Annotated in this window: 14 protein-coding genes; 7 read left to right on the top strand and 7 right to left on the bottom strand. The window is 71.4% G+C overall.

Annotated features, from left to right (window positions below; translation table 11 throughout):
- Window position 1 precedes the first annotated feature (1 nt).
- The 3 genes from ACWDEW_RS16765 to ACWDEW_RS16755 are packed head-to-tail and all read right to left on the bottom strand — an operon-like array spanning window position 2 to window position 11,626.
- Window positions 2–304, bottom strand: a complete 303-nt coding sequence (locus ACWDEW_RS16765) for an acyl carrier protein (protein ID WP_019071397.1) — start codon at window positions 302–304, stop codon at window positions 2–4.
- A complete protein-coding gene (locus ACWDEW_RS16760; RefSeq protein ID WP_450513544.1) occupies window positions 301–4,758 on the bottom strand; it encodes a beta-ketoacyl synthase N-terminal-like domain-containing protein in 4,458 nt (1,485 codons plus the stop codon). The genes ACWDEW_RS16765 and ACWDEW_RS16760 overlap by 4 nt, the downstream gene beginning before the upstream one ends.
- Window position 4,759: 1 nt before the next feature.
- Window positions 4,760–11,626 (bottom strand): SDR family oxidoreductase, encoded by a 6,867-nt coding sequence (locus tag ACWDEW_RS16755; protein WP_450513542.1) that lies wholly within the window; start codon window positions 11,624–11,626, stop codon window positions 4,760–4,762.
- A gap of 368 nt (window positions 11,627–11,994) precedes the next feature.
- Here ACWDEW_RS16755 and ACWDEW_RS16750 point away from each other — a divergent pair, with 368 nt between their 5' ends.
- Window positions 11,995–12,600: a GPP34 family phosphoprotein gene (locus tag ACWDEW_RS16750; protein ID WP_450513540.1), complete on the top strand. Its 606-nt coding sequence runs from the start codon at window positions 11,995–11,997 to the stop codon at window positions 12,598–12,600.
- A gap of 115 nt (window positions 12,601–12,715) precedes the next feature.
- Here ACWDEW_RS16750 and ACWDEW_RS16745 read toward each other — a convergent pair whose 3' ends face one another.
- Window positions 12,716–14,170: a sensor histidine kinase gene (locus tag ACWDEW_RS16745; RefSeq protein WP_450513538.1), complete on the bottom strand. Its 1,455-nt coding sequence runs from the start codon at window positions 14,168–14,170 to the stop codon at window positions 12,716–12,718.
- Window positions 14,167–14,856 (bottom strand): response regulator transcription factor, encoded by a 690-nt coding sequence (locus tag ACWDEW_RS16740; protein WP_450513536.1) that lies wholly within the window; start codon window positions 14,854–14,856, stop codon window positions 14,167–14,169. The genes ACWDEW_RS16745 and ACWDEW_RS16740 overlap by 4 nt, the downstream gene beginning before the upstream one ends.
- 150 nt (window positions 14,857–15,006) lie before the next feature.
- Here ACWDEW_RS16740 and ACWDEW_RS16735 point away from each other — a divergent pair, with 150 nt between their 5' ends.
- The 3 genes from ACWDEW_RS16735 to ACWDEW_RS16725 are packed head-to-tail and all read left to right on the top strand — an operon-like array spanning window position 15,007 to window position 17,543.
- Window positions 15,007–16,344, top strand: coding sequence for a ferredoxin reductase family protein (locus tag ACWDEW_RS16735; RefSeq protein ID WP_450513534.1), 1,338 nt, complete (start codon window positions 15,007–15,009; stop codon window positions 16,342–16,344).
- A gap of 10 nt (window positions 16,345–16,354) precedes the next feature.
- Window positions 16,355–16,801, top strand: coding sequence for an FMN-binding protein (locus tag ACWDEW_RS16730; RefSeq protein ID WP_450513532.1), 447 nt, complete (start codon window positions 16,355–16,357; stop codon window positions 16,799–16,801).
- A gap of 1 nt (window position 16,802) precedes the next feature.
- On the top strand, window positions 16,803–17,543 hold the full coding sequence (locus ACWDEW_RS16725; protein ID WP_450513530.1) for an FAD:protein FMN transferase: 741 nt from the start codon (window positions 16,803–16,805) through the stop codon (window positions 17,541–17,543).
- 84 nt (window positions 17,544–17,627) lie between these two features.
- Here ACWDEW_RS16725 and ACWDEW_RS16720 read toward each other — a convergent pair whose 3' ends face one another.
- Together ACWDEW_RS16720 and ACWDEW_RS16715 are read right to left on the bottom strand one after the other, a co-directional pair.
- Window positions 17,628–19,799, bottom strand: coding sequence for an ArnT family glycosyltransferase (locus tag ACWDEW_RS16720; RefSeq protein WP_450513528.1), 2,172 nt, complete (start codon window positions 19,797–19,799; stop codon window positions 17,628–17,630).
- Window positions 19,796–20,638 carry a dolichyl-phosphate beta-glucosyltransferase gene (locus ACWDEW_RS16715; protein WP_450513526.1) on the bottom strand — a complete coding sequence of 281 codons (843 nt, stop codon included), beginning with the start codon at window positions 20,636–20,638 and terminating at the stop codon, window positions 19,796–19,798. The genes ACWDEW_RS16720 and ACWDEW_RS16715 overlap by 4 nt, the downstream gene beginning before the upstream one ends.
- Window positions 20,639–20,882: 244 nt before the next feature.
- Here ACWDEW_RS16715 and ACWDEW_RS16710 point away from each other — a divergent pair, with 244 nt between their 5' ends.
- Genes ACWDEW_RS16710 through ACWDEW_RS16700 form a run of 3 tightly spaced genes read left to right on the top strand, consistent with a single transcriptional unit; the run spans window position 20,883 to window position 23,370 of the window.
- Window positions 20,883–22,013: an ABC transporter ATP-binding protein gene (locus tag ACWDEW_RS16710; RefSeq protein ID WP_450513524.1), complete on the top strand. Its 1,131-nt coding sequence runs from the start codon at window positions 20,883–20,885 to the stop codon at window positions 22,011–22,013.
- The gene (locus tag ACWDEW_RS16705; RefSeq protein ID WP_431253684.1) at window positions 22,010–22,705 is read left to right on the top strand and encodes an ABC transporter permease; all 696 of its coding nucleotides are present in this window, start codon (window positions 22,010–22,012) and stop codon (window positions 22,703–22,705) included. The genes ACWDEW_RS16710 and ACWDEW_RS16705 overlap by 4 nt, the downstream gene beginning before the upstream one ends.
- Window positions 22,702–23,370, top strand: coding sequence for an ABC transporter permease (locus tag ACWDEW_RS16700; RefSeq protein ID WP_450513522.1), 669 nt, complete (start codon window positions 22,702–22,704; stop codon window positions 23,368–23,370). Before ACWDEW_RS16705 ends, ACWDEW_RS16700 begins: the two co-directional genes overlap by 4 nt.
- Window positions 23,371–23,414: the final 44 nt, after the last annotated feature.

The raw sequence follows: 23,414 nt of genomic DNA, 5'->3' as shown, positions 1-23,414 counted from the left end.
CTCAGCCCGCCTCGGCTGCCTTGAGGCTCTGCACGACGTACTCGACGAGCCGGCCGACGGTGAGTTCGATGATCTCGTCGAACTCCATCCCGGCCAGGAACTCGGCGAAGTTGACCTTCGTGCCGTAGTGCTCCTGGAGCAGCCCGGCCAGGGTCACCAGGTCGATGCTCTCCAGCTCCAGGTCGCGGTTGAAGGTCGTCGTCATGGTGATCTCGACGTCGTCGACGCCGTACTCGTCCTCCAGGAGCGCGGTCAGCATGCCCGTGAGGTCGGCGAGGACGGTGTCCTCGGTGGTGGGGGTCATCGGTCGTACTCCTCTTCGTGCGTGGGTCCCGTCGTCCAGGCCACGACATAGGTCCTGTCCGGCAGATTGGGGGGATTGCCGGCCGGCTCGCAGTGCACGGTGTAGGCGCGTTCCAGCCGCCCGGACACCAACAGCCGTGATCCGGAGACCACTTGGAAGACGGCGAAATCGCGCGGCCGGCCGCCGAAGCCAGTGCCCTCCGCCTTGGCGACCGCCTCCTTCGCCGCCCAGAACCGGGTGAACCACAGCGCCTCGGACTCACCTGACGCCGTCAACTGGGCGCGCAGGAGCGCGAGTTCCTCCTCGCCGAGAGCGGTGGCGAGGGTTGAGGGATCGTGCTCGACGACTTCCTCGATGTCGATGCCGGGCCCGGGTTCGGGGGAGTGCGGCCGTACGATCGCGACGGCGGCCTCGGCGGAGTGGGCCAGCGAGACATCCAGCGGGGGCAGGGAGCGGCCGTGCAGGCCGGTGACGTACGGGCGGCCCGACTCGTCGTTGTGGACCCGGATCTCGGCCGGGAAGACGGGTCCCTCGCCATGGCCCCACAGCCACTGCCGTACCGCGTCCTTCAACGCGATCCGGCCCAGCAGCCACTGCCGGCGACCACGCGGCGGATGCTCCGCGTACTGCGAACGCTCCACGCTGCTCAGCGAGTTGCGCATGATGAGGTCACGGGAGGCGAGGTCGGGCCAGCGCTCGTGCAACAGGGTCCGGCCGCCGGGGCGGGCCTCGGAGAGCGTGTTGCGCTCCGGGAAGCGCTCGACCGGCCTGGTCTGCGGGTCGTTGTCGAAACGCCGGTCCTGCCAGCCGGACAGCTCCGCCCACACCACGCCGTCGACCGTGAGCTGTACGTCGCATTCGAGCGCGGAGTCGGTGAGCGAGGTGATCCGCACGAGGCACTCGACTTCCGTGCCGGGGCGCGGATGGGGGCCGTAGAAACGCATCTCGCGCATGCCGACCGGGAAGACGACGGTGCGTTCGGTGCGGGTCGACATGATCCAGTAGCCGAGGATCTGGCCCACGTTGTCGAGCAGGGAACCGGGTGCGGGCGGTGTGGTGATCGTGCCGCGCACGTGGCGGTCGCCGATCGCGGTGAGTTCGCTGACGCCCTGGAACGCCGGGCCGTGGAACATCCAGCGCTCGTCGTAGATATGTGACGCGGTGTGGTCGGGGACGCGCTCGGTGGTCGGGTCCGGGCCGGGGTGGGGAGAGGGCGCGGTGGCGTACGCGGGGGCCAGTTCGACCGCACCGCGGGCGTGCGGGCCGAAGGAGACGGCGAGCCGACCGGAGGCCTCGGTGACCACCCGCACCGGTACGTCGACCGACGGCGTCGCCGTCAGCCAGCGGTCGAACCGCGCGTCGTGCACGGCGACCGCCCGCATGCCGGGCGCCGCCCGCTCGGCCGCCTCGATGATGTGCTGGACGATCGTGGTGGCCGGGACCACCGGCCAACGGTCCGCCACCTCCGGCCAGTCGGGGCGCTGCGGGAAGAAGCAGTGGTCCATGAGGTACGGCATGGACTCGGGGGAGACATGGACCGTGGTCTGCCATTCCCGGGGTGGAGTGGGCGGCTGCTGCCGGGGTGGAGCGGGGATGGTCGCCACCGCCCGACGGCTGCCCGCGCCGAGGAGTTGGGCGGCCGTGTCGGCGGTCTCGCGCATCAGGGCGTGCAGTTCGGCGGCTGCCGGGAAGCGGTCGGTGAGTGCGTCCAGGGGGGACACGGCGGCGCTCGCCGGGATCGGCGTGCGCAGTTCCGCCCGTAGTTTCACCAGGCTCGGGGCGTCGAGAGAGACCAAGGACCCGCCCAAGTCGAGCCGTACCGGGGGCCGTTCCTGTCGTTGGACCGGTCCCTGCTGGGCCAGAGCCGACGGGTCCACCGCCCCGCCGGCCGCCCACACCGCCACTGCCACGCGCCGGAGTTGGGCGAGGCCGGAGCGGTGGGGCGAGTTGGCGGCCACGACCAGGTGATCGCGTCCGCTGAGCGTGGCGTCGATGAGAGAACCGAGCTGGCCGGTGCCGACCTGGACGAACGCGCGATGACCGGCGTCGTACATGGCCTCGACGAGCTGCCGGAACCGCACGGGCTCCAGCAGATGCCGGATGAAGAGTGCGCGGACCGCCTTCTCCTCCGTGGGGAACGGCGAGGCGGTCGTCCCCGACCACAGGGGGACCGTCGGCGGATGCAGGCGGAAGCGGTTCGTGGCCTCCTCGATCGGTGCGAGGTAGGGCTGCAACATCGGTGTGTGGAAGCCGGATTGGAACGGCAGCACCTGGCTCAGGACACCCTGCGCGCGGAACGACCGCACGAACGCGTCCACCGCCTGCTCCGGCCCGCACACCATCGACTGGCCCGGCGCGTTGTCGTGCGAGAGGACGATCCCGGAGTCCGGCCAGTCGGCGGCGAGCGCCGACAGCACGCGCTCGGCGGGAGCGCCGATCGCTCCGAAGGCCAGCCCCGGCACGGTCACCGAGTCCGGGTCGAACGACTCCATGAAGTCGCTCACCTCGTCCGGCGAGTACACCCCGGCGGCCGTCATCGCCGTCCACTCGCCGACACTGTGCCCGGCGACTGCGTCGGGCACGACGCCCATCCGGCGCAGCGCGGCGTCCAACAGTCGCCCCACGCCGACCACATCGAAGCCGTGCCGGCCGACATCCCCCACCTGCGCGGGAGTTGAGGACTTGTTCTCGCGCAGTCCGAAGTGTGCGGCGACGTCCTCGACCCGGGGCGTGAAGTCGCCCTCCAGGCCCGGGAAGACGAACGCCAGCTTGCCCGCGCCGGGCCCGACCAGCGGTCTCGGCGTGAACCACACATCGCTGCGGCCCTGCCACGCCCGCCCCTTGGCGACCGCCCGCCGAGCGAGCGCGAGCCGCTTGGCGTCCGGGGCGACGATGCCGAGCCGGGAGCGGCCGGAGAGGGAGTCGGTGGTGGCCAGGAGCGCGGAGTCGTCCGCGTCCAGCAGCGCGGCCAGCGCCTCGGGGCTGTCGGCGGCGAGGGTCAGCACGCGTTCCGGCTCGTTCACGACAGCCGGACGTGGGCTCCGCGCCCCAGGCGCCTCCTCCAGCACCACATGCGCGTTGATGCCGCCGAACCCGAACGCGTTCACCGCAGCCCGCCGCACCGGCTGTTCGGGCGCCGTCTCCCAGGGCGCCGCCTTCTCCAGCGGACGGAACCGGGTGGCCGCGAGCGCCGGGTGCGGGTCGTCGCAGTGCAGGGTCGGCAGCAGCGTCCCGTGGTGCACGGCGAGGGCTGCCTTCACCAGACCGGCCACACCGGCGGCCGGCATCGTGTGACCGATCATCGACTTCACGGAGCCGATGACCGCATCACCGTCGGGGCCGAACACCTCGGCCAGCGTGGCGAGTTCGGCCCCGTCACCGGCGGGCGTCGCCGTGCCGTGCGCCTCCAGCAGCCCGATCGAATGGGGCAGCGCCGGATCCAGCCCGGCCGCCGCCCAGGCCTGTCGTACGGCGTGGGTCTGGCCGGTCGAGTCCGGGTTGACGAGACTCGCGGCGCGGCCGTCGCTGGACACACCGGTGCCCCGGATCACGGCGTAGATCCGGTCGCCGTCGCGTTCGGCGTCGGCGAGGCGCTTGAGGACGACGACCCCCGTGCCCTCGCCGATCAGGATGCCGTCGGCGTCCCGGTGGAAAGGGCGGATCCGCTGGCTCGGGGAAAGGGCGCGCAGCTGGGAGAACACGCTCCACAGCGTGATGTCGTGGCAGTGGTGGACGCCCCCGGCGAGCATCAGGTCGCAGCGCCCGGCGGCGAGTTCGGTCACCGCCTGGTCGACGGCGATCAGCGAGGACGCGCAGGCCGCGTCCACCGTGTAGGCCGGGCCGCGCAGGTCGAGGCGGTTGGCGACGCGGGACGCCGCGAGGTTCGGGACGAGGCCGATCACCGACTCGGGGCTGTCGGGGCCGAGCCGGTCGGTGAACGCCGTGCGGATCCGGTCGAGTTGACCGGCGTCCAGGTCGGGCAGCAACTCGCCCAGGGTGCGGACGAGTTGGCCCGCCGTACGGACCCGCTGGTCGAGACGGACCAGACCGGGGGTGAGATAGCCGCCCCGGCCGAGCACCACGCCGACGCGATGCCGGTCGGGCAGCCGGGACTCCCCGCCCGCGTCGGCGAGGGCCGCGGCCGCCACATGGAGGGCGATGAGCTGGTCGGGTTCGGTGCCCGGCACCGAGTTCGGCATGATGCCGAACCGGGTGACCTCGACCTCGGCCAGCTCGTCGACGAAGCCGCCGCGCCGGCAGTACACCTGGTCGGCCACTGCCGGACCGCTCGCGGAGTCCGGCCGGTAGTAGTCCGCGTCCCAACGCCCGTCCGGCACCTCACTGATGGCGTCGGTGCCCGCGAGCAGATTCCGCCAGTACGCGTCGAGGTCGGCGGCGCCAGGCAGCAGCACCGCCATTCCCACGATCGCGACCGGCACTTGACGGTCGGTCATGTCACCAGCCCGAAGCGGTGTAGACGACGGCTCCGGCCGACTCGTCGCCGAAGGCGAGCTCACGCAGCAGGGCCGCGGTGCCCTCCTCGGGATCGATCAGCGATATACCGCGCCGCGCGTACTCGCGTCCCAACTCCGGGGTGACCATGCCGTGGTGGCCGCCGGTGGGCGCCCACGGACCCCAGTGCACGGTCAGCGCCCGGTGCCCGGTGCGCGCCGACCAGGCGGTGCCGAGGCTCTCCAGGGCGTCGTTGGCCGCCGCGTAGTCGACCTGTCCGCGGTTCCCGAGCACGGCCGAGATGGAGCCGAACAGAACGGCGAAAGCTGGGCCGTTGGGCAGTTCCTCCAGCGCCGACAGCAGTGTCTCGGCACCGTGCGTCTTCGTGCCGTAGACCCGCTGGAAGGACTCGGTGCTCTTCTCGGCGATCAGCCGGTCCTCGATGACCCCGGCCGCGTAGACGACACCGTCGAGACGGCCGTGCTCGGCGTGGATCTCCTTGACCGCCTGGAGTGCCGCGTCCGGTTCGCGGAAGTCGACGGAGTGGTAGCGGGCCTGGCTGCCGAGGGCGGCGAGTTCGTCCAGGGTCGCGGTGATCTCCCGCTGGGCGAGCAGGAGTTCGGCCGTGCGGTTGATCTCGGCCGGGGTGCGCCCGCCCTGGCCCGCGAGGGCCGCGCGCAGTTCGGCCGGGGTACGGGCACCGGCGGTCGCCGGGTCCTCGGGTCCGGTCGGCGCGGCCGTCCTGCCGAGGAGTTCGATACGGCACCGGGAGGCCGCGGCGAGCGCGACGGCGAACTTCGCGGTGATGCCCCGCGCACCACCCACCAGCAGTACCACCGCGTCACGGTCGAGACCGATGGCGGCGGCCTCGGCGACCCCGTCACCGGCCGGCCCGGCACCGTTGGTCGCAAGCGCGCCGAGCGGTGTCTCGGTCAGCTCAAGTCCATGTCGCCCGGCGGCAGTTCGGAGTACGACCGGTTCATCGCCGGGCGCCAGCAGTTCGGCGAGCAGCGCGTCGGCGACGGCGGCCGGTGCCGTGTCCGTCACCTCGACGACCCGGGCGACGGTGTCCGGGTACTCGCGCGCCACCGTACGGAACAGCCCGTGCAGTCCCGCCGATCCACCCTCCGCCCCTTGTACGGCGATCAGTTGGCGCGGGTTCCGGGCGAGCGCGGCCTGGATCACGGGGAACGCCTCGGGCAGCACCGGCGCCGACGCGGTGAGCGGCGCGAGATACAGGACGCCGTCCACCTGGCCGTCCGTCGCGGTGAGTTGGTGCTCGGGGTCGACGACCAGCGCCTCGGCGCCGTACGAGGAGAGCCGGGCCACGACGGCCTCCGCGCCCGCTCCGCCGCCGTAGAGGACGAACCGTCGCCCGCCCAGCACGGAGGCCGGGTCCGCCGGGTTGTCGGCGTCCTGGTGTGCCAGCAGCACCGGCCGCAGCTGGAGCCGCTTGGGTGCGGTGCCGGTGACCTCGTCCTGAGGGGTGTTGTCACTCGGAGGTGTTTCCGCCACGGGGGCGGGCTCGGTCAGCCGTGCCGACAGCCAGCCCGTGACCGAGGCCGCCGTACGGGCCTTCGCCAGGTCCTCCAGCTCGGCGTCGTCCAGTGAGGCGATGTCCGCGCCGCCGCCGATGCCCAGCCGCTGCGCCAACTCGCCCGCGATCTCGGCCCGTTTGATGGAGTCGATGCTGAGGTCCGCCTCCAGGTCGAGGTCTGGCTCGATCATGTCGACGGGATAGCCGGTGCGTTCGCTGATGATCTCCAGCACGACCCGCAGGACGTCGTCCTCGGTGACCGCCTCGGGCGCCGAATCCGGCTGGGCGGTGGGCTGTTGGGCGACCGGAGCCTCGACAGCGGTGGGAAGGGCGAGTGCCTGCGGGAGCGCCTCGACCACGGTGGGCGCCGGTGCGGGAACCCAGGTCCCCTGGGGCACCGTCGCCTGCGTGGCACCGAAGTAGGTCAGCAGCACGTCCCGTTGCGCGGCCACCATCTCCCGGCTGGTGCGCAGGAATTCGGAGATGAGCGCGTCCCTGTTCGCCTCGACGGGGGCGCCGCCCTGAGGGTTCGTCGTCACAGTCGTCTCCACAACGCGTCGGGCCGGTGCGAGGGCACCGGGGAGGAGTTCTCCGGCGGCGGTGCGGACCAGCTGTCCGTCGACCGTCCAGCCGGGCCGCTTGGGCACGGGGGTCCGGGCCGCGTCGACGGCGTCGCGCCCGTTGAACAGCCATCCGGTGCGCACCGGCAGCCCCGCGACGGCCAGTTGGGCCAGCGCGTCGAGCCAGCCGCGCAGCCCGCTGTCCGGCCGGGGTTCGCACGCGACCGTGCGGTGCGGGCGCTCCCCGAGGATCTGGGCGACCAGCCGGGTCAGCACCGACCCGGGACCGGCCTCGACGAAGACCCGCGCCCCCGCCTCGTACATCGCCTCGATCTGCGCGACGAAGCCGACCGGCGCCCCGATCTGCGCGGCGAGTTCGGCCCGCACCGCATCGGCGCCCTCGCCGTACGGTGCCGCCGTGCGGTTGGACCATACGGGGAACTCGGGTGCGAGCACGGTCTGTTGGGCAAGAGCCTCGGCGAACCGTTCGCCCGCCCCCGCCACCAGCGGACTGTGGAAGGCGCAGGCGACGGGGATGCGCTTGGCGCCGAGACCGGCCTCGCGCAGCAGCCGCACGGCTTCCGCGACCGCCTCCGTGGGGCCCGAAATCACGCTCTGGCGGGGCGAGTTGTGGTTGGCGACGACGACCGAGTCGGGCGCGCCCGCCGTCTTCAGTGCCTGCTCGACGTCCTCGGCGCCGGCCGCGACCGCGGCCATGGTGCCCGGGTCGTCGGCGCCGGTGGCTTCGAGGATCGCCGCCGCGCGTTCGGCGCTGAGCTCCAGCAGCGCCTCCGGAGCGATGGCGCCCGCCGCGCACAGGGCGACCAGCTCGCCGTAACTGTGCCCGGCCGCCATGTCGGGCCGTACACCCGCCTCGGTGAGCAGCGCGTGGGCGGCGAGCCCGGCGATGGCCAGCGCGGGCTGCGCGACCCGGGTGTCGGTCAGACCGGCCTGCTGGCGGTCACGGGCGCTGTCGTCGAAGGCGGTGGGCGGGTAGAGCGCGTCGGCGTGATCGCGGCCGAGGTGCAGATAGTGCTGCAGTTCGGGGAAGGCGATGAACACGTCGGCGAGCATCCCGGGCCGCTGACTGCCCTGACCGGGGAAGAGGAAGGCGACCTTGCCGGCGTTCTCCTGGAGGTCGGCCGCGTGGATTCCCGAGGCGGGGTCGTGCTCGCCCTCCAGCGCCCGCCGCAACTGCCCGACCAGCTCCTCGACCTGCGTGGCCACGACGGCCACCTGCACCGGTTCATGCCGGGCGTCGGAGCGCCGGGACGCGCTGAGTGCGAGGTCGCGCAGCTTCCAGGAACCCGACTCGGCGAGCTTCAGGATCTCCTCGATGCCCCGGCGCGCTCCGGACCGGTCCACTCCCCGGAAGGTGAACAGCTCGGCGGGCCAAGCGTCGAGCCCGTGGGCGGGCGGTACGGCGTCGCCGTAGGCCTGGATCACCGTATGGAAGTTGGTGCCGCCGAAGCCGAACGCGCTGAGTCCCGCGACGCGTTCCTCGGCGGGAGCGGCCCAGGGTCGCGGCCGGGCGTGGAAGACGAACGGGCTGTCGTCCTCCTTCCAGGCCGAGTTGGGCTGCTTCATGTGCAGGGTGGGCGGCTTGACCCCGGTGTAGAGGGACAGCACGGTCTTGATCAGTCCGGCCAGTCCGGCGGCGCACTTGGTGTGCCCGATCTGCGACTTGACCGAGCCGAGCGCACAACTGCCCCTCTCCGCACCGGACTCGGTGAACACCTCGCTGAGGATGGAGAGTTCGGTCCGGTCGCCGACGACGGTCCCGGTGCCGTGCGCCTCGACCAGACCGACCGAGGCGGGGGAGACACCCGCGTTGCGGTACGCCCGCTCCAGCGCGGCCCGCTGCCCCTCCGGCCGGGGTGCCGTCAGACCCAGTGAGCGACCGTCGCTGGAACTGCCGACTCCCTTGATGACGCCGTAGATCCGGTCGCCGTCCCGCTCCGCGTCCGCGAGCCGCTTGAGGACCACGCAGGCGACGCCCTCGCCCAGCGCGATGCCGTCCGCTGAGTTGTCGAAGGCGCGGGAGCGGCCGGTCGGGGACAGGGCGTGCACGGAGGAGAAGAGGACGTAGTCGTTGATGCCGTTGTGGAGGTCGGCGCCCCCGCACAGCACGATGTCGCTGGTGCCGCCCACGAGTTCCTTGCAGGCGACGTCGACGGCGGCCAGCGAGGACGCGCAGGCCGCGTCGACCGTGAAGTTGGCCCCGCCGAGATCGAGCCGGTTGGCGATCCGGCCCGAGATGACGTTGGAGAGCATGCCGGGGAAGGAGTCCTCGGTGAGGGTGGGGAGTTGCTCCTCGACGCCCTGTGGAATCTTCCCGTAGTAGGAGGGCAGTACGGCGCGCAGCGTGGTGGCGTTGGACAGGTCGCTGCCCGCCTCCGCGCCGAACACCACGGAGGTGCGCGCGCGGTCGAACTGCCGCCCCCGGTCGCCGTATCCGGCGTCCTCCAGGGAGCGCCGGGCCGCTTCCAGGGCCAGCAGCTGGACCGGTTCGATGCTGCCGAGGGAGGTCGGCGGGATGCCGTAGCGCAGCGGGTCGAAGGGGATGCGGGGCAGGAAGCCGCCCCACTTCGACGGGGTGGCGCCGTTCTTGCCGTCCGCGTAGTGCACGGCGGGGTCCCAGCGGTCGGACGGGACCTCGGTCACCGCGTCGCGCCCACCGAGGATGTTCGCCCAGAAGGTGGGCAGGTCGGGGGCCTCGGGGAACATGCAGGCCATGCCGATGACAGCGATGTCCAGCGGGGCGGGCGGCTCCGGCTCGGCCTGCTCCTCGACTCCCAGAAGGGCGCGGGTGGTTCGGGCGCTGTCGGCCAGGAAGTCGGCGGCCTCCTCGGTCACCGAGCGGTGCAGGGCGTCGATCGTGGTGGTCGCCGAACGCAGCACGGCGACCTCACCGGCCATGAACATCCCCTCGGCGAGCTGGCGTTCTTCGTCCACGGCGGCCAGCGCTCCGGCGGCGTCCCGCTCCACGCCCTTGCTGGCGATGCGGAGCCGGCCGACGTTGAGCCGTTCCAACTTCTCCCAGATCTGCCGGTCCGGGACGCCCTGCTCGCGCAACTCGGCTTCGAAGAGCAGGTAGTTGTCGCTGAACGGGCTGGGTATGCAACGGGTGGCGTGACCGGGCGCGGTCTCCAGCAACGCGGTCCGCGTGGCCCGGACCACCTGCTCCTGGAAGAGGGGTTGGACCGCTCCACATGTCACCGCCTCCTCCGTGAAGAGGTAGGCGGTTCCCATCAGCACGCCGACGGCGGCGCCGCGCGCGGTGAGCGGTGCGGCGAGCGCGGCCACCATCGCCGCCGAGCGCTCGTCGTGGACGCCGCCCGCGAAGAAGACCTCGACGTGTTCGGCCGTGCCCACTGCCGCTGTCTCCAAGAAGTCGTCCAGGACGGCGAGTTGGGCCTCCCACAGCGGAAAGCTGCCGCGCGGTCCGACGTGGCCGCCGCACTCGGAGCCCTCGAACACGAACCTGCGGACACCGGCGTCCAGGAACTGCCGCAGCAGTCCCGGCGAGGGCACGTGGAGGAAAGTGGCGATCCCGGACCGTTCCAACGCCTCGGCCTGGGAGGGGCGGCCGCCCGCGACGATCGCGTGGGTGGGCCTCAACTCCCGTACCGCTTCGAGCTGGGCGGTGCGCAGTTCCTCAGGCGCGAAGCCAAGCACCCCGACACCCCAGGGCCGGTCGCCCACGGCGGCGCGGGTCTCGGCAAGGACCGTCCGCGACTGCTCGCCGCTCGCCAGCGCCAGCGCCACGAACGGCAGGGCACCGCCCCCGGCGACGGCCGCGGCGAACTCCGCCTGGTCACTGACACGGGTCATCGGGCCCTGGGCGAGGGGGAGTCGGGTGCCGAGCCGCCGGCTCATCGGCGAGCCGTCGCGCAGTGCCCCGGCCGGTCCCTCGTCGCGTATCGACTCCCGTACGGCGGCCGTCAGTTCACGCACGGTGCGGCCCACATCACCCCAGCGCTCCGCGAACCGTGCGGCGAGGAAGCCGTCCTGGCCGACCGGCAGCAGCTGGGTGCGCGGGTCGCGGGCGCCGAGCAGTTCGGAGACCCGCTCGGCGGGGACCTGCGGGGCGTCCGGGCCGCGGCGCAGCAGCACCCGGTGACCGGCGATCACCGTGGTCTCGGAACCATCCATCGAACGCAGCGCCGCGGCCGCCGTCTCCGGGAGCGCCGACTCGGCGAGCAGCGCCAGCTGGCTGTCCAGTACGACCCCGGCCGCGCCACCGGCAACAGCCGCGGCGGCCGTACGCGGGCCGATGCCGCCGCAGGCCCAGACCGGGACGGTCACACCGGGCTCGGCGAGCAGCCGTTGGAGTAACACGAACGCGCTCAACTCGCCGATGCGGCCCCCGCTTTCGGCACCCCGGGCGATGAGCCCGTGCGCACCGGCACGGACCGCCGACAGAGCCTGGTCGGGATCGGTGACCTCGACCAGGACCCGGTACGCGTCGGCGACTTCGTCGACCCGCCACGCAGCGTCCGCGGCGAGCACGACGGTGTGCGGGCCGCCGTCGGCGGCCGTGGCGAGTTCCGCGGGGGCGATCCGGCAGTGGGCGCCGATCCGTACCCCGAAAGGGCCAGGAGACCAGCGTCGGATTCGCGCCAGAGCCTCTCTCGATCTTCGGTCGCCAATTCCCAGATCCAGTACGCCGAGCCCGCCGGCGCGACTCACGGCCGCCGCGAGTCTGGCATCCGGTTCATGGAACGGCGTGATTCCAATGATCATTTCTGCGGCGCGCGCGACAGACGTCATGATTCTCCGAATAAACGGTGAAACTGCACGGTGGGGGGTTTCGGCCTGTTGGCGCCGAACGGAATCGCAGAGACGCGAGATGGCTGGTTGAAAGCTAGCGCCACTGTTACTCGGCGGTCAACAACGGAAAGGTAAGCGCCACACCCAGGGGAATGATCCGGCCAGCGCGAACGGGCCCCCAAACAACCGGAAACCCCGCCAATTTCCTTCAGAGGGCACGCCATTCGGACCGCAGTGGCGCAAGCGGTCCAAAATCCCCGGTATTCATCCGAGGCTCATGGTCCCGAAACATGACCGACTGCGGAACGGAATTATGTAAACGTTGGGTGTCGCTGCCTCCTCGCATGAGCCGCGCTAGGTTGGCACCCATGAGCACACCCCGGGACCTGCTGATCGTCGCCATGGATGTCGCCCCCGACCGCCCCGTCGAGTCGGGTGAGCTGTCGCTCGCGCTCGCGGGAGCGGAGGTGGTCGACCTCCTTGCCGCCGAAGCCGTCGCGCTGGACGGCGAACTGATCGTGCCGAACCTCCGAGTTCCCCTGTCGGACGGCCTGTTGGACGAGGCCGCGGGCGCCCTCGTACGGGAGACGCCGTACGAGTCGGTCGAGGACTGGCTGTGGCGGCGGGGGCAGGGTCTGGCCCTGGCCTATCTCGCCGCGCTGGAGAAGGAGGGCCTGATCGCCCGGCAGCGCGGTCGCTGGAACCTGGTCCGCGGCGGCAGGGCGGCACTGGTCGACTCCCCGGCCCGCGGCCGGGCGGCGGACCGCTGGGCCACCGGCGAACCCGTCCTCGCCCAGCTCGCCGCGGCCGTCGGCATCCGCGAGGTGCCGGACGAGGACTCCGCGAAGGTCACCGACGAAGCTCTGGACACCGTCCTCGCCGCCGTCCACGACGCGGTGACGGAACTGGAGGCCGTCCGGCAGCGCAAGAGCGTCGAGGACGCGGCCTACGACAATGTGTGGCGCGGTATGTGACAGCGCTTTCGCTGCCGTGCGGCGCGGCAACTGCCGAACAAACAGAGCCAGTTGATGGTTCTGAGCCTCAAGTGACGCCACGTTACCCATGGTAAGCGCATGGGGTGCGCCGAGCCTAGCTCCAGGCCGATCTGCTCCTCAGCGGAATCGTCACCGTGAATACCGTCGCCCCCGGCTCGGCCGTCAACTCGACCGTTCCGCCGTGGGCCCGGGTCAGCGAGCGGGCCACCGCGAGGCCGAGCCCGCTGCCGCCCCGGTCGCGGCTGCGGGCCTTGTCGACGCGGTAGAAGCGGTCGAAGACCTGGTCCCGGTCGGCCTCCGGGATGCCGGGGCCCGCGTCCGCGACCCGCACCGACGCCGTACGGGCGCCGACCGAGACCGTCACCGACACCTCGGTGCCGGGCGGGGTGTGTACGGCCGCGTTGGTGAGGAGGTTGTCCAGCACCTGACGGATCCGGACCGGGTCGACGCGCAGCGGGACCGGCGCCTGCGGAACCGCCACCGTCAGCGGGCGGTCCGGATGCCCGGCACGGAACGCGTCCGCCGCCTGCGCCACCAGTTCCACCAGCTCCGCGTCCTGCAGCCGTACGGGAGTCTCCACGTCCGCCGCGTCGAGGCGGGCCAGCAGGAGAAGGTCGTCGAGGAGGATGCCCATGCGGGCCGCCTCGGCGCGCAGCCGGGCCAGGTGCTTGTCCCGCTCCTCGGGCACGTTCGCCGCCGCGTACTGGAACAGGTCCGCGTAGCCGCGCACCGACATGAGCGGCGTCCGCAGCTCGTGCGAGGCGTCCGCGACGAACCGGCGCAGCCGCTGCTCCGCCTCCGCGCGCACCGCGAGGGAGTCGTCGATGTGCTCCAGCATCGTGTTGAACGCGGTGCGCAGCTCCTCCACCTCGGGCCCGCCGTCGCGGTTCTCCGCACGCAGCGGCAGCCGGGCCGCCGAGTTGCTCAGATCGTGCGAGGCGATGCCGTGCGCGGTGTGCGCCATGTCGCTCAGCGGCTGCAGCCCGCGCCGCAGCAGCCTGCGGCCGAGCACCACCAGCGCCAGCAGGGCCACCCCGAAGGCGATCACCTGGATGATCACCAGCTGTCGTACCGTGCCGTCGATCGCGTCCATCGGCGCGCCGCTGACCAGCACCACACCGGGCTCGACCTCGCAGCCGCGCAGCCGGTACTCGCCCTCGCCGCTGAGGTCGCTGGTGCGCAGGACCTCCGTGCCCCTGGCGATCTGCGCCTTGGCCACGGCGGTGAGGTCCGCGATGTCCGACGGCAGGTCCGAGCTCTCCTCGGGCTTGCGGAGCACCGGCGTGCCGTCCGTGACGTCGTACACGGCGTAGTACCAGCGGTAGTACTTCTTGCCCTGGAGCGTGCCGCTGGCCGCGATGGACTTGGCCTGGGCGCTCTGGGCCAGCCCGAGCTGGTCGTCGAGCTGGTTCGACAGATAGTCCCGCATGTACGTCGTCAGCGCCGTGCCGACGACGGCGAACGCCACCAGGGCCAGCGCCCCGAGCCCCAGCGCCAGCCTGGTGCCGAGCCGCAGCCGCCGGTACGTCCGCCGCAGCCGCGCGATCACCCGGCGGCCTGCCGGATCACATAGCCGAAGCCGCGCACGGTGTGGATCAGCGGATCGTGCCCTTCGTCGAGCTTCCGGCGCAGCCGGCTGACCACCAGTTCCACCACATTGGAGCGGCCGCCGAAGCCGTACTCCCACACATGGTCGAGGATCTGCGCCTTGGTGAGCACGGTCGGCGACTTGCGCATCAGATAGCGCAGCACCTCGTACTCGGTCGGCGTGAGCGTCATGAGGTGGTCCCCGCGCCGCACCTCCCGGGTGTCCTCGTCCATCGTCAGGTCCGCGACCCGCAGCACCGAGCGCGGGAAACCGGGCCCGGCGCTGCGCCGCAGCACCGTCCGCAGCCGGGCCATCAGCTCCTCCACCGCGAACGGCTTGACCAGGTAGTCGTCACCGCCCCGGGTCAGCCCCGCGACCCGGTCGGCCACCGCGTCCCGCGCGGTCAGGAACACCACGGGCACCATCGTCCCGGAGCGCCGCAGCCGGTCCAGCACGCCGAAGCCGTCCAGGCCGGGCAGCATCAGGTCCAGCACCACGATGTCGGGCTGGAACTCGGCGGCCACGGTCAGCGCCTCCTCACCGGAGTACGCGCACGCGGCCTCCCAGCCCTCGTAGCGGGCGACCGTCGCGACGAGGTCGGCGATCGGCGGGTCGTCGTCCACGACGAGGAGTCGTACTTTTTCCACCTGCTCATAGTGCTTCACGCGCCGACCGGCGCCAGACCCGCGGCACCCCCACACCCGCATCGATAAGTACTTGAAAGTTGTTCGACAGGAAAACGACAGCGCTCCGAGGTCAAGCTCGTCTCCCAGGACCCGATCAAGGAGCTGCCGTCCGTGACGACCGTCCAATCACCCCCTGCGCCCCGCACGGCGATACGCCCCAGGGTGGTGGCCCGCACCGGCCTGTACGCCGTGCTGGCCGCGAACGTCGCCGTGGTGACCGTCTTCTTCGCCCAGGCCGGATTCGCCTCCAACTCGCTGATCGTCATCGGCCGCCTCCTCGGCCTCTACGGCGCGCTCGTGATGGCCTTCCAGCTGCTGCTCGTGGCCCGCCTGCCCTGGCTCGACCGCCGCATCGGCATGGACCGGATGACCTCCTGGCACCGCTGGACCGGCTTCGCGCTGCTCTGGACGCTGCTCGGGCACCTCGTCTTCATCGCCTTCGGCTACGCGGAGGGCACCGACACCGGCCCGGTCGGCGAGGTCGTGGACCTGGCCGAGACCACCGAGGGCATCCTGCGCGCGCTCGTCGCCTTCGCCCTGATCCTCGTCATCGGCGCGACCTCCGCCCGCTACGCCCGCCGCCGCCTCGCCTACGAGACCTGGCACTTCATCCACCTCTACACCTACGTCGCCGTCGTCCTCGCCTTCACCCACCAGGTCGCGGTCGGTACGACGTTCACCGCGTCCTCCGCCGCGAAGACGTACTGGTACACCGTCTGGGGCGTGGCGCTCGGCTCGGTCGCCCTGGGCCGCCTGGTCCTGCCCCTCTGGCGCAACCTGCGCCACCAGTTCCGGGTCTCCGCCGTCGTCCCCGAGTCCGACAATGTGGTCTCGATCCACATCACCGGCCGCGACCTCGACCGGCTCCCCGCCCAGGCCGGCCAGTTCTTCCTCTGGCGCTTCCTCACCAAGGACCGCTGGTGGCAGGCCAACCCCTTCTCCCTCTCGGCCGCCCCCGACGGCACCGGCCTCCGCCTCACCGCCAAGACCGCCGGCGCCGGCACGGCCGCCCTGCGCCACCTCAAGGTCGGCACCCGCGTCTTCGCCGAGGGCCCCTACGGCGCCTTCACCACCCTGCACCGCAGGAAGGCCGAGTCCCTGCTCATCGCGGGCGGCGTCGGCGTCACCCCGATCCGCGCCCTGCTGGAGGACCTGGAGGGCCACGCGGTCGTCATCTACCGCGTCTCCGCCGAACGCGACGCGGTCCTCTACGGCGAACTGGCCGAGCTGGCCCGGGCCAAGGGCGCCGAACTGCACCTGCTCACCGGGCCGCCCGTCCCCGACAAGCTGGCCCCGCGCGAACTCGCCCGCCTGGTACCGGACATCGCCGACCGGGACGTCTTCCTCTGCGGACCCCCGCCGATGATGAACGCGGTGCTGCGCACCCTCGGCGACATGGGCGTGCCCAAGCAGCAGATCCACTTCGAACGCTTCAGCCTGGCGGGATGAGAGACATAACGTGAAGCGAGTCATACCTGTCCTGGTGCTGTCCGTCGCGGGTCTGATCCCCGTCTGGCGCTACGAGCCGTCCATCGGGACGACGACCACGACCACTACGGAGGCGGTCTCGACGCCGACTCCGACGCCCTCCTCTCCGGCCACCTCCTCATCGGCGTCTCCCTCCGAGTCCTCCGCCGCCTCCGCGAAGAAGGTCGTCCAGGGCACCGCGATCAACACCTCGAAGGGCACCGTGCAGGTGCAGGTGACCTTCGAGGGCGACAAGATCAGCGCCGTCGGCATGCTCCAGCAGCCGAACCATCCGCAGACCACCGCGGCCGTCCCGGTGCTGATCGAGGAGACCCTCAAGGCGCAGAGCTCGAAGATCGACACGGTCTCCGGCGCCACGATCACCAGCGACGCCTACGTCCAGTCCCTCCAGGCCGCCATCGACGCCAAGGGCGCCTGAGATGAACCGCGTCGAGCAGGTGATGGGGTTCCCGGTGTCGTTGCGGATCGACGACGAGGGCGGCGGTTCCCGCATGGACGAGACGGCGGACGCGCTGTTCGCCTGGCTGCGCGAGGTCGACGCCCGCTTCAGCCCGTTCCGTGCGGACAGCGAGGTCTGCCGTTACGACCGGGGCGAGCTCCAACTCCCGCAGCTCAGCGCGGACTTGATCGAAGTCCTGGACCTCTGCGAGCAGTACCGGCTCGCGACCGGCGGCGCCTTCGACGTCCGGCTGCCCGGCCGGCCCCTCGACCCCTGCGCGGTCGTCAAGGGCTGGTCGGTGCAGCGGGCGGCCGAACTGCTCACCGCCGCCGGGGCCAGGCGCTTCATCCTCAACGCCGGCGGCGACGTGGTCGTCTCCGGCGGTCCCTGGCGGGTCGGCGTACGGCACCCCGAGCACGCCGACCAGCTGTGCACGGTCCTGGAACTGACCGACGGGGCGGTGGCGACCTCCGCGCGCTACGAACGTGGCGACCACATCGTCGACGGCCGCACCGGCGGCCCCGCGACCGGGCTCCTCAGCCTCTCCGTCGTCGCCGCCTCCCTCACCGAGGCCGACGCCACGGCCACGGCGGCCTTCGCGATGGGTCCGGAGGGCGTCGACTGGGCCGCCGCCCGGCCCGGCTGCGAGGTCTTCGCGGTCGACGTGGAGCGCCGGGTCCGTCGTACACCGGGATTCCCGGTCGCGACGGTGGCGGCGTAGGGACACGACCGCAGCACCTAAGACAAGCGGAAGGGCCGCCGGGGTTGCCGGCGGCCCTTCCTGTCGGGAAATGTGGCTGGTGGTTCAGCTGACGTCGGAGGCGTCCAGGCGGTAGAGGCCGCTGCTGGTCGACGACGAGGTCGAGGTCGACGAACCGGTGCTGTACGCCGAGGACTTGACCGCCGTGCCGTGTGCCTTGACCCAGGTCGCGATCTCGGAGTTGGTGCCCTGGCCGCCGTCGCTGCTGACGATGATGTAGTGCAACTTGCCGGACTTCACCAGGGACTTGAGCTTGGCGAGGGTCATCGCGTTGTCGCTGCCGGACCAGCCGCCCATGGAGATCACGGGCTGTCCCGACTCCAGGATGATCGAGGACGCCGTCTGGTCGGTGGACACCGCCAGCAGCCAAGTCGCCCCGTCCTGGTGCTTCTTGAGGTACGCGATCATCTCGGACGAGACCTGGGTGCCGCCGCCCGTACCGCCGCCACCGGTGGACTGCGTACCGGACTCGGAACCGGACTCGGAGGAGGACGAAGGCGCCGAGCCGCTGCCGGAGGGCATGGTGCCGGAGGGGGCCGAACCGCTGGGCTTGGTACCCGAGGGGGCCGAACCGCTGGGCTTCGTACCGGAGTTGGTGCCGCTCGGCGCGCCGCCCATACCGCCACCGCCGCCGCCCATACCGCCACCGGTGCTGGGACCGGCCGTCGGGTTGGTGCCGTTGGTCGAGGAGGTCGCCGCCGAGACCGAGTAGGCCGCGGGACCGGCGAGGAGGGCGACCACGGCGGCCAGGGCCGCGAAGCCCATCAGACGGTGGCGTCGGGTGAACCGGCCGACCAGCAGGCCGAGTACGGAGGCCGCACCCGCCACGGCGACCACGATCTCCGCGACGGTGTAGACCGTGCCGGAGCCGGACACCCGCTGGAGCAGGACGACCGCCCAGACCGTGCTGGCCGTGATGGCGACCGGCAGTACCCAGGCCCACTTCGCCGCCGCACCCTCACGGAAGGCGCGGTACAGCAGCACCCCGCCCGCACCGGCCAGGGCCGCGATACCGGGCGCCATGGCGGTGACGTAGTAGGGGTGGAACGTGCCCTCGGCCAGCGAGAAGGTCAGGAAGTGCAGGACGAACCAGCCCCCCCAGAGCATGAGCGCCGCCCGCTTGGCGTCGGTGCGGGGAGCGCGGCCCCGCAGCACCAGACCGGCGATCAGCGCGATCGCGGCGAACGGGATCAGCCAGGAGATCTGGCCGCCCATGATCTCGTTGAACATCCGGTACAGGCCCGAACTGCCCCCGAACGAGGCCCCGTTGCCCTGCGAGCCGACCGAGGAGCTGGCGCCGAAGATGCGGCCGAAGCCGTTGTAGCCGATGACCAGGTCCCACACCGTGTTGTCGGTGGAGCCGCCGATGTAGGGGCGGGAGGAGGCGGGGATCAGGTCGACGATCACCATCCACCAGGCGCTGGAGACGACCAGCGCGACGGTGGCGACGGCGAGGTTGCGGATGCGCCTGCCGAGGGAGACGTTGGTGGCCCAGAGGTAGACGAGGAAGAACGCGGGCAGGACGACGTACGCCTGCATCATCTTGGTGTTGAACGCGAAGCCGATCGCGACCGCCGACCACACCAGCGGCATCGACTTCCCGTTGCGGACGGCCTTCAGGAGGGCCACCGCGCCGAGCATCATCAGCAGGACGAGGATCGGGTCGGGGTTGGTGTCACGGGTGATGGCGACCGTGATCGGGGTGAGGGCGAGGACCAGCGCGGAGACGGTGCCCGCGACCGCGCCGAAGTCCCGCTTGACGCTGCGGTACAGGAGGGCCACCGAGCCGGTGCCGGCCGCGACCATCGGGAGCATCAACTGCCAGGTGCCGTAACCGAATACGCGGGCGGACAGGCCCATCACCCAGAGGGCGAACGGTGGTTTGTCGACCGTGATGAAGCTGCCGGAGTCGAGCGCGCCGAAGAAGAACGCCTTCCAGCTCTTGGTGCCGCTGTAGACGGCCGCGTCGTAGAAGGTGTTGCCGGTGATCGAGGTCAGGTTCCAGGCGTAGAGCGCGGTGGCCAGCAGCAGGATCGCCCACAGGGCCGGGCGGGCCCAGCGCGGGTCGTCCTCCGGGCCCGCGAAGAGCCTTCTGGCACGGGAGTTGAGGCCGCCGTGGGGGTCCCCCCACGCCCTCAAGGCAGTGGGGGAGGGCGGGCCCGCCCGGTGCGAGCGGCGGGTGGTCTCCTGACCGGGGGGCGGGGCGAGGGTCGTCATGACGCGTACTCCAGGTGTTCCGCGGAAGTGGTGGGCGCCCCAGCGGGCAGGACAGGGGTGGTGGTGCGGATGCGGTGGGGTACGGCGGCGATGCGGGCGCGGCCGGTGACGCTCCGCCTGAACATGCGGCGCATGCCCTTGAGGTCGTCGAGGGCGGTACGGACGATGTCGACGCGGCTGTCGGGGTCGTCGATCCAGTCGACCGGGACCTCGTGGATACGGAGCTTGTTGCGCTGGGCGAGGACGAGGAGTTCGGTGTCGAAGAACCAGGCGGTGTCCTCGATGTGCGGGGCGAGCGCCCGGAACACCTCGGTGCGCACGGCCTTGAAGCCGCACTGCGCGTCCGAGAAGCGGGCCGCGAGGCCTGCCTTGAGGAGCAGGTTGTAGGAGCGGGAGATGAACTCCCGCTTGGCGCCCCGCTGGACGGCCGACTGCCGGTGCAGCCGGCTGCCGATCGCCAGGTCGCTGTGGCCGGAAAGGAGCGGTGCGACCAGGGGGAGGAAGCCTTCGAGGCCGGTGGACAGGTCGACGTCCATGTACGCGACCACGTCCGCCTCGGAGCGGCTCCACACGTGCTTGAGCGCGCGGCCCCGGCCCTTGGCGTCGAGGTGCACGGCGTGCACGTGCGGCAGCCGCTCGGTCAGGTCGAGCGCCGCCCGCCAGGTGGCATCGGTGCTCGCGTTGTCCGCCACGGTGATCGTGAACGGGAACGGGAAGGACGATTCGAGGTATGCGTGGAGACGGCCGACACTGCCGGCGAGGACGTGCGCCTCGTTGTGGACCGGCACCACGATCTCGACCGACCGCTGCCGGGCGCCTCCCGCGTTCTGTTCGTTCATGACCGTGACGATCCGGTCCCTGTCTGGGGCGTTGCTGTGCCTTCGCTGAACGGTCGATGAGAATCAGCGGACTCACAGGAAGGGCACAGTCGATCCGCGACGAACCCCCAGGAAGCGGCACCCAAAACCCCTCAGGTGCCCGCCAGGTTCCCGCAACACGAGCCGTCTAGACTCTCCCCTCAACGGCCTGAGACAGTGACCAGGAACGGGCATTTTCTGCCACATCCGAAGGGTATTCGGCGCTTTGATACGGATAGATTCAGTCACCAAGCGGTACCCGGACGGCACGGTGGCGGTCGACCGGTTGTCCTTGGACATACCGGACCGCTCGATCACCGTCCTCGTCGGCCCCTCGGGCTGTGGCAAGACGACGACGCTGCGCATGATCAACCGGATGATCGACCTCAGCGAGGGCCAGATCCTCCTCGACGGCGCCGACATCACCAAGCAGCCGGTCAACACCCTGCGCCGGTCCATGGGTTACGTCATCCAGAACGCCGGACTCTTCCAGCACCGCACGATCGTCGACAACATAGCCACCGTGCCCCGCATGCTCGGCTGGGGCAAGGAGAAGGCCAGGGCACGGGCCACCGAACTCATGGAGCGGGTGGGCCTCGACGGCTCCCTCGCCAAGCGGTACCCGTACCAGCTCTCCGGCGGCCAGCAGCAGCGCGTCGGCGTCGCCCGCGCGCTGGCCGCGGACCCGCCGGTGCTGTTGATGGACGAGCCGTTCTCCGCCGTCGACCCCGTGGTCCGGAAGGGGCTGCAGGACGAACTCCTGCGCCTCCAGGAGGAGTTGGGCAAGACGATCGTCTTCGTCACCCATGACATCGACGAGGCGATCAAGCTCGGCACGATGGTCGCGGTGCTGCGCACCGGCGGCAAGCTGGCCCAGTTCGCGCCGCCCGCCGAGCTGCTGTCCGACCCGGCGGACGCCTTCGTCGAGGACTTCCTCGGCGCCGACCGCGGCATCCGCCGGCTGTCCTTCTTCTCCTCGGCCGGCCTCGACCTCAAGACCTCCCCGATCGTCGCCGTCGACTCCACCGCCGAGCAGATCGCCGAACGCACCACCCCCGGTGTGCCGTACCTCCTCGTCACCGACCTGGACGGCAGGCCGCTCGGCTGGAGCGAGCCCGGCGCACTGACCGGCGGCCCCGTCGACACCGCCCGACTCCTGTCCTACGGCCGCCCCTTCACGGCCGGCAAGGACTCGCTGCGCGCCGCGCTCGACGGCTCCGTGCTCTCGCCCACCGGCTGGGCGGTCGGCGTGGACGGCACCGGCCGGGTCGTGGGCGTCGTGTCGCAGCAGGCCGTGGGCGAGGCGATCCGCAGCGCGCACGCGGCGGTGCGGCCGGACACGAAGGTCCTCGGATGAACGACTGGTTCCGCATCCCCAGCGACCTCCAGAACAGCTACTTCGGCCTGATCGGACTGCATCTGCGCGAGGCCGTGATCCCGGTTCTGGTCGGTCTGGTGGTGGCTCTGCCCATCGCCCAACTCTGTGTGCGGCTGCGCTGGTTGTACCCGCCGGTGCTGTGGGTGACGACCGTGCTCTACGCGATCCCCTCGCTGGCCTTCTTCGTCGTCCTCATCGACTACACCGGCCAGACCGAGACCACCGTGATGATCCCGCTCGGCGTCTACAGCCTGGTGGTGTTCGTCCCGGCGATCGTCGACGGCGTCCGCTCGGTACCGCAGGAGACCCTGGACGCGGCGACCGCGATGGGCCTCGGGCCCGTGCGCCGGTACCTCCAGGTGCAGTTGCCGATCGCGGTGCCCGCGATCATCGCGGGACTGCGGGTGGCGACCGTCTCCAGCATCTCCCTGGTCAGCGTCGGCATGCTGATCGGCAACCAGGGCGCGCTGGGCAACCTGCTCAACGACGGCCAGATCTATCACCAGCCGCGGCTGATCTGGCTCTCCGTGATCACCACCGCCGTCCTCGCCATCGTCGTGGACGCCGTCCTGGTCGCCGTACGCCTGCTCCTCACGCCCTGGATGCCGCGCGGCACCCGCAAGGCCCGGCCCGCACCGGCCGAACCCGTACTGGAGGACGCAGCCCGGTGAACGTACTCCACTACATCAACCTGTTCTTCAGCGACAGCACCCACTGGCACGGCTACGACGGCATCCCCACCCGGCTGCGCGAGCACGTCCAGTACTCGCTGCTCGCGCTCGCCATCGCCGCCGCCATCGGCCTCCCCGTCGGTCTGCTCACGGGCCACACCGGACGCGGCGGCAACGCTCTCTCGCTGATCGCCACCGCCGCCCGCGCACTGCCGAGCTTCGGCCTGCTGGTGCTGATGTTCGTGCTGATCGGCTTCGGCCTGGTCCCGGTGATGATCCCGCTGGTCGTCCTCGCCGTACCGCCGATCCTGGTCACCACGTACGAGGCGATGCGCTCCGTCGACCCGTCCCCGGTCGACGCGGCCCGGGGCATGGGCATGAACGAGACGAACATCCTCTTCCAGGTGGAACTGCCGGTCGCGCTCCCGCTGATCCTCAGCGGCCTGCGCTCGGCCGCCATCCAGATCGTCTCCACCGCCACCATCGCGGCCTACGTCAGCCTCGGCGGCCTCGGCCGGTACATCATCGACGGCCTCTACCAGAAGAACTACGAGAAGGTCGTCGGTGGCGCCACCCTGGTCGCCGGGATGGCCCTGGTGACGCTGGCGGTCTTCTGGGGCCTCGCGCGGCTCGCGGTGTCGCCGGGAGTGCGCAGGAGCAACTGAGAACAGGGAGAAGGGGAGAGGGCCTGAGCCCTCTCCCCTTCTCC

Source organism: Streptomyces sp. NPDC001100, from assembly GCF_053598575.1.
This window is presented reverse-complemented; position numbering and strand designations above follow the sequence as displayed.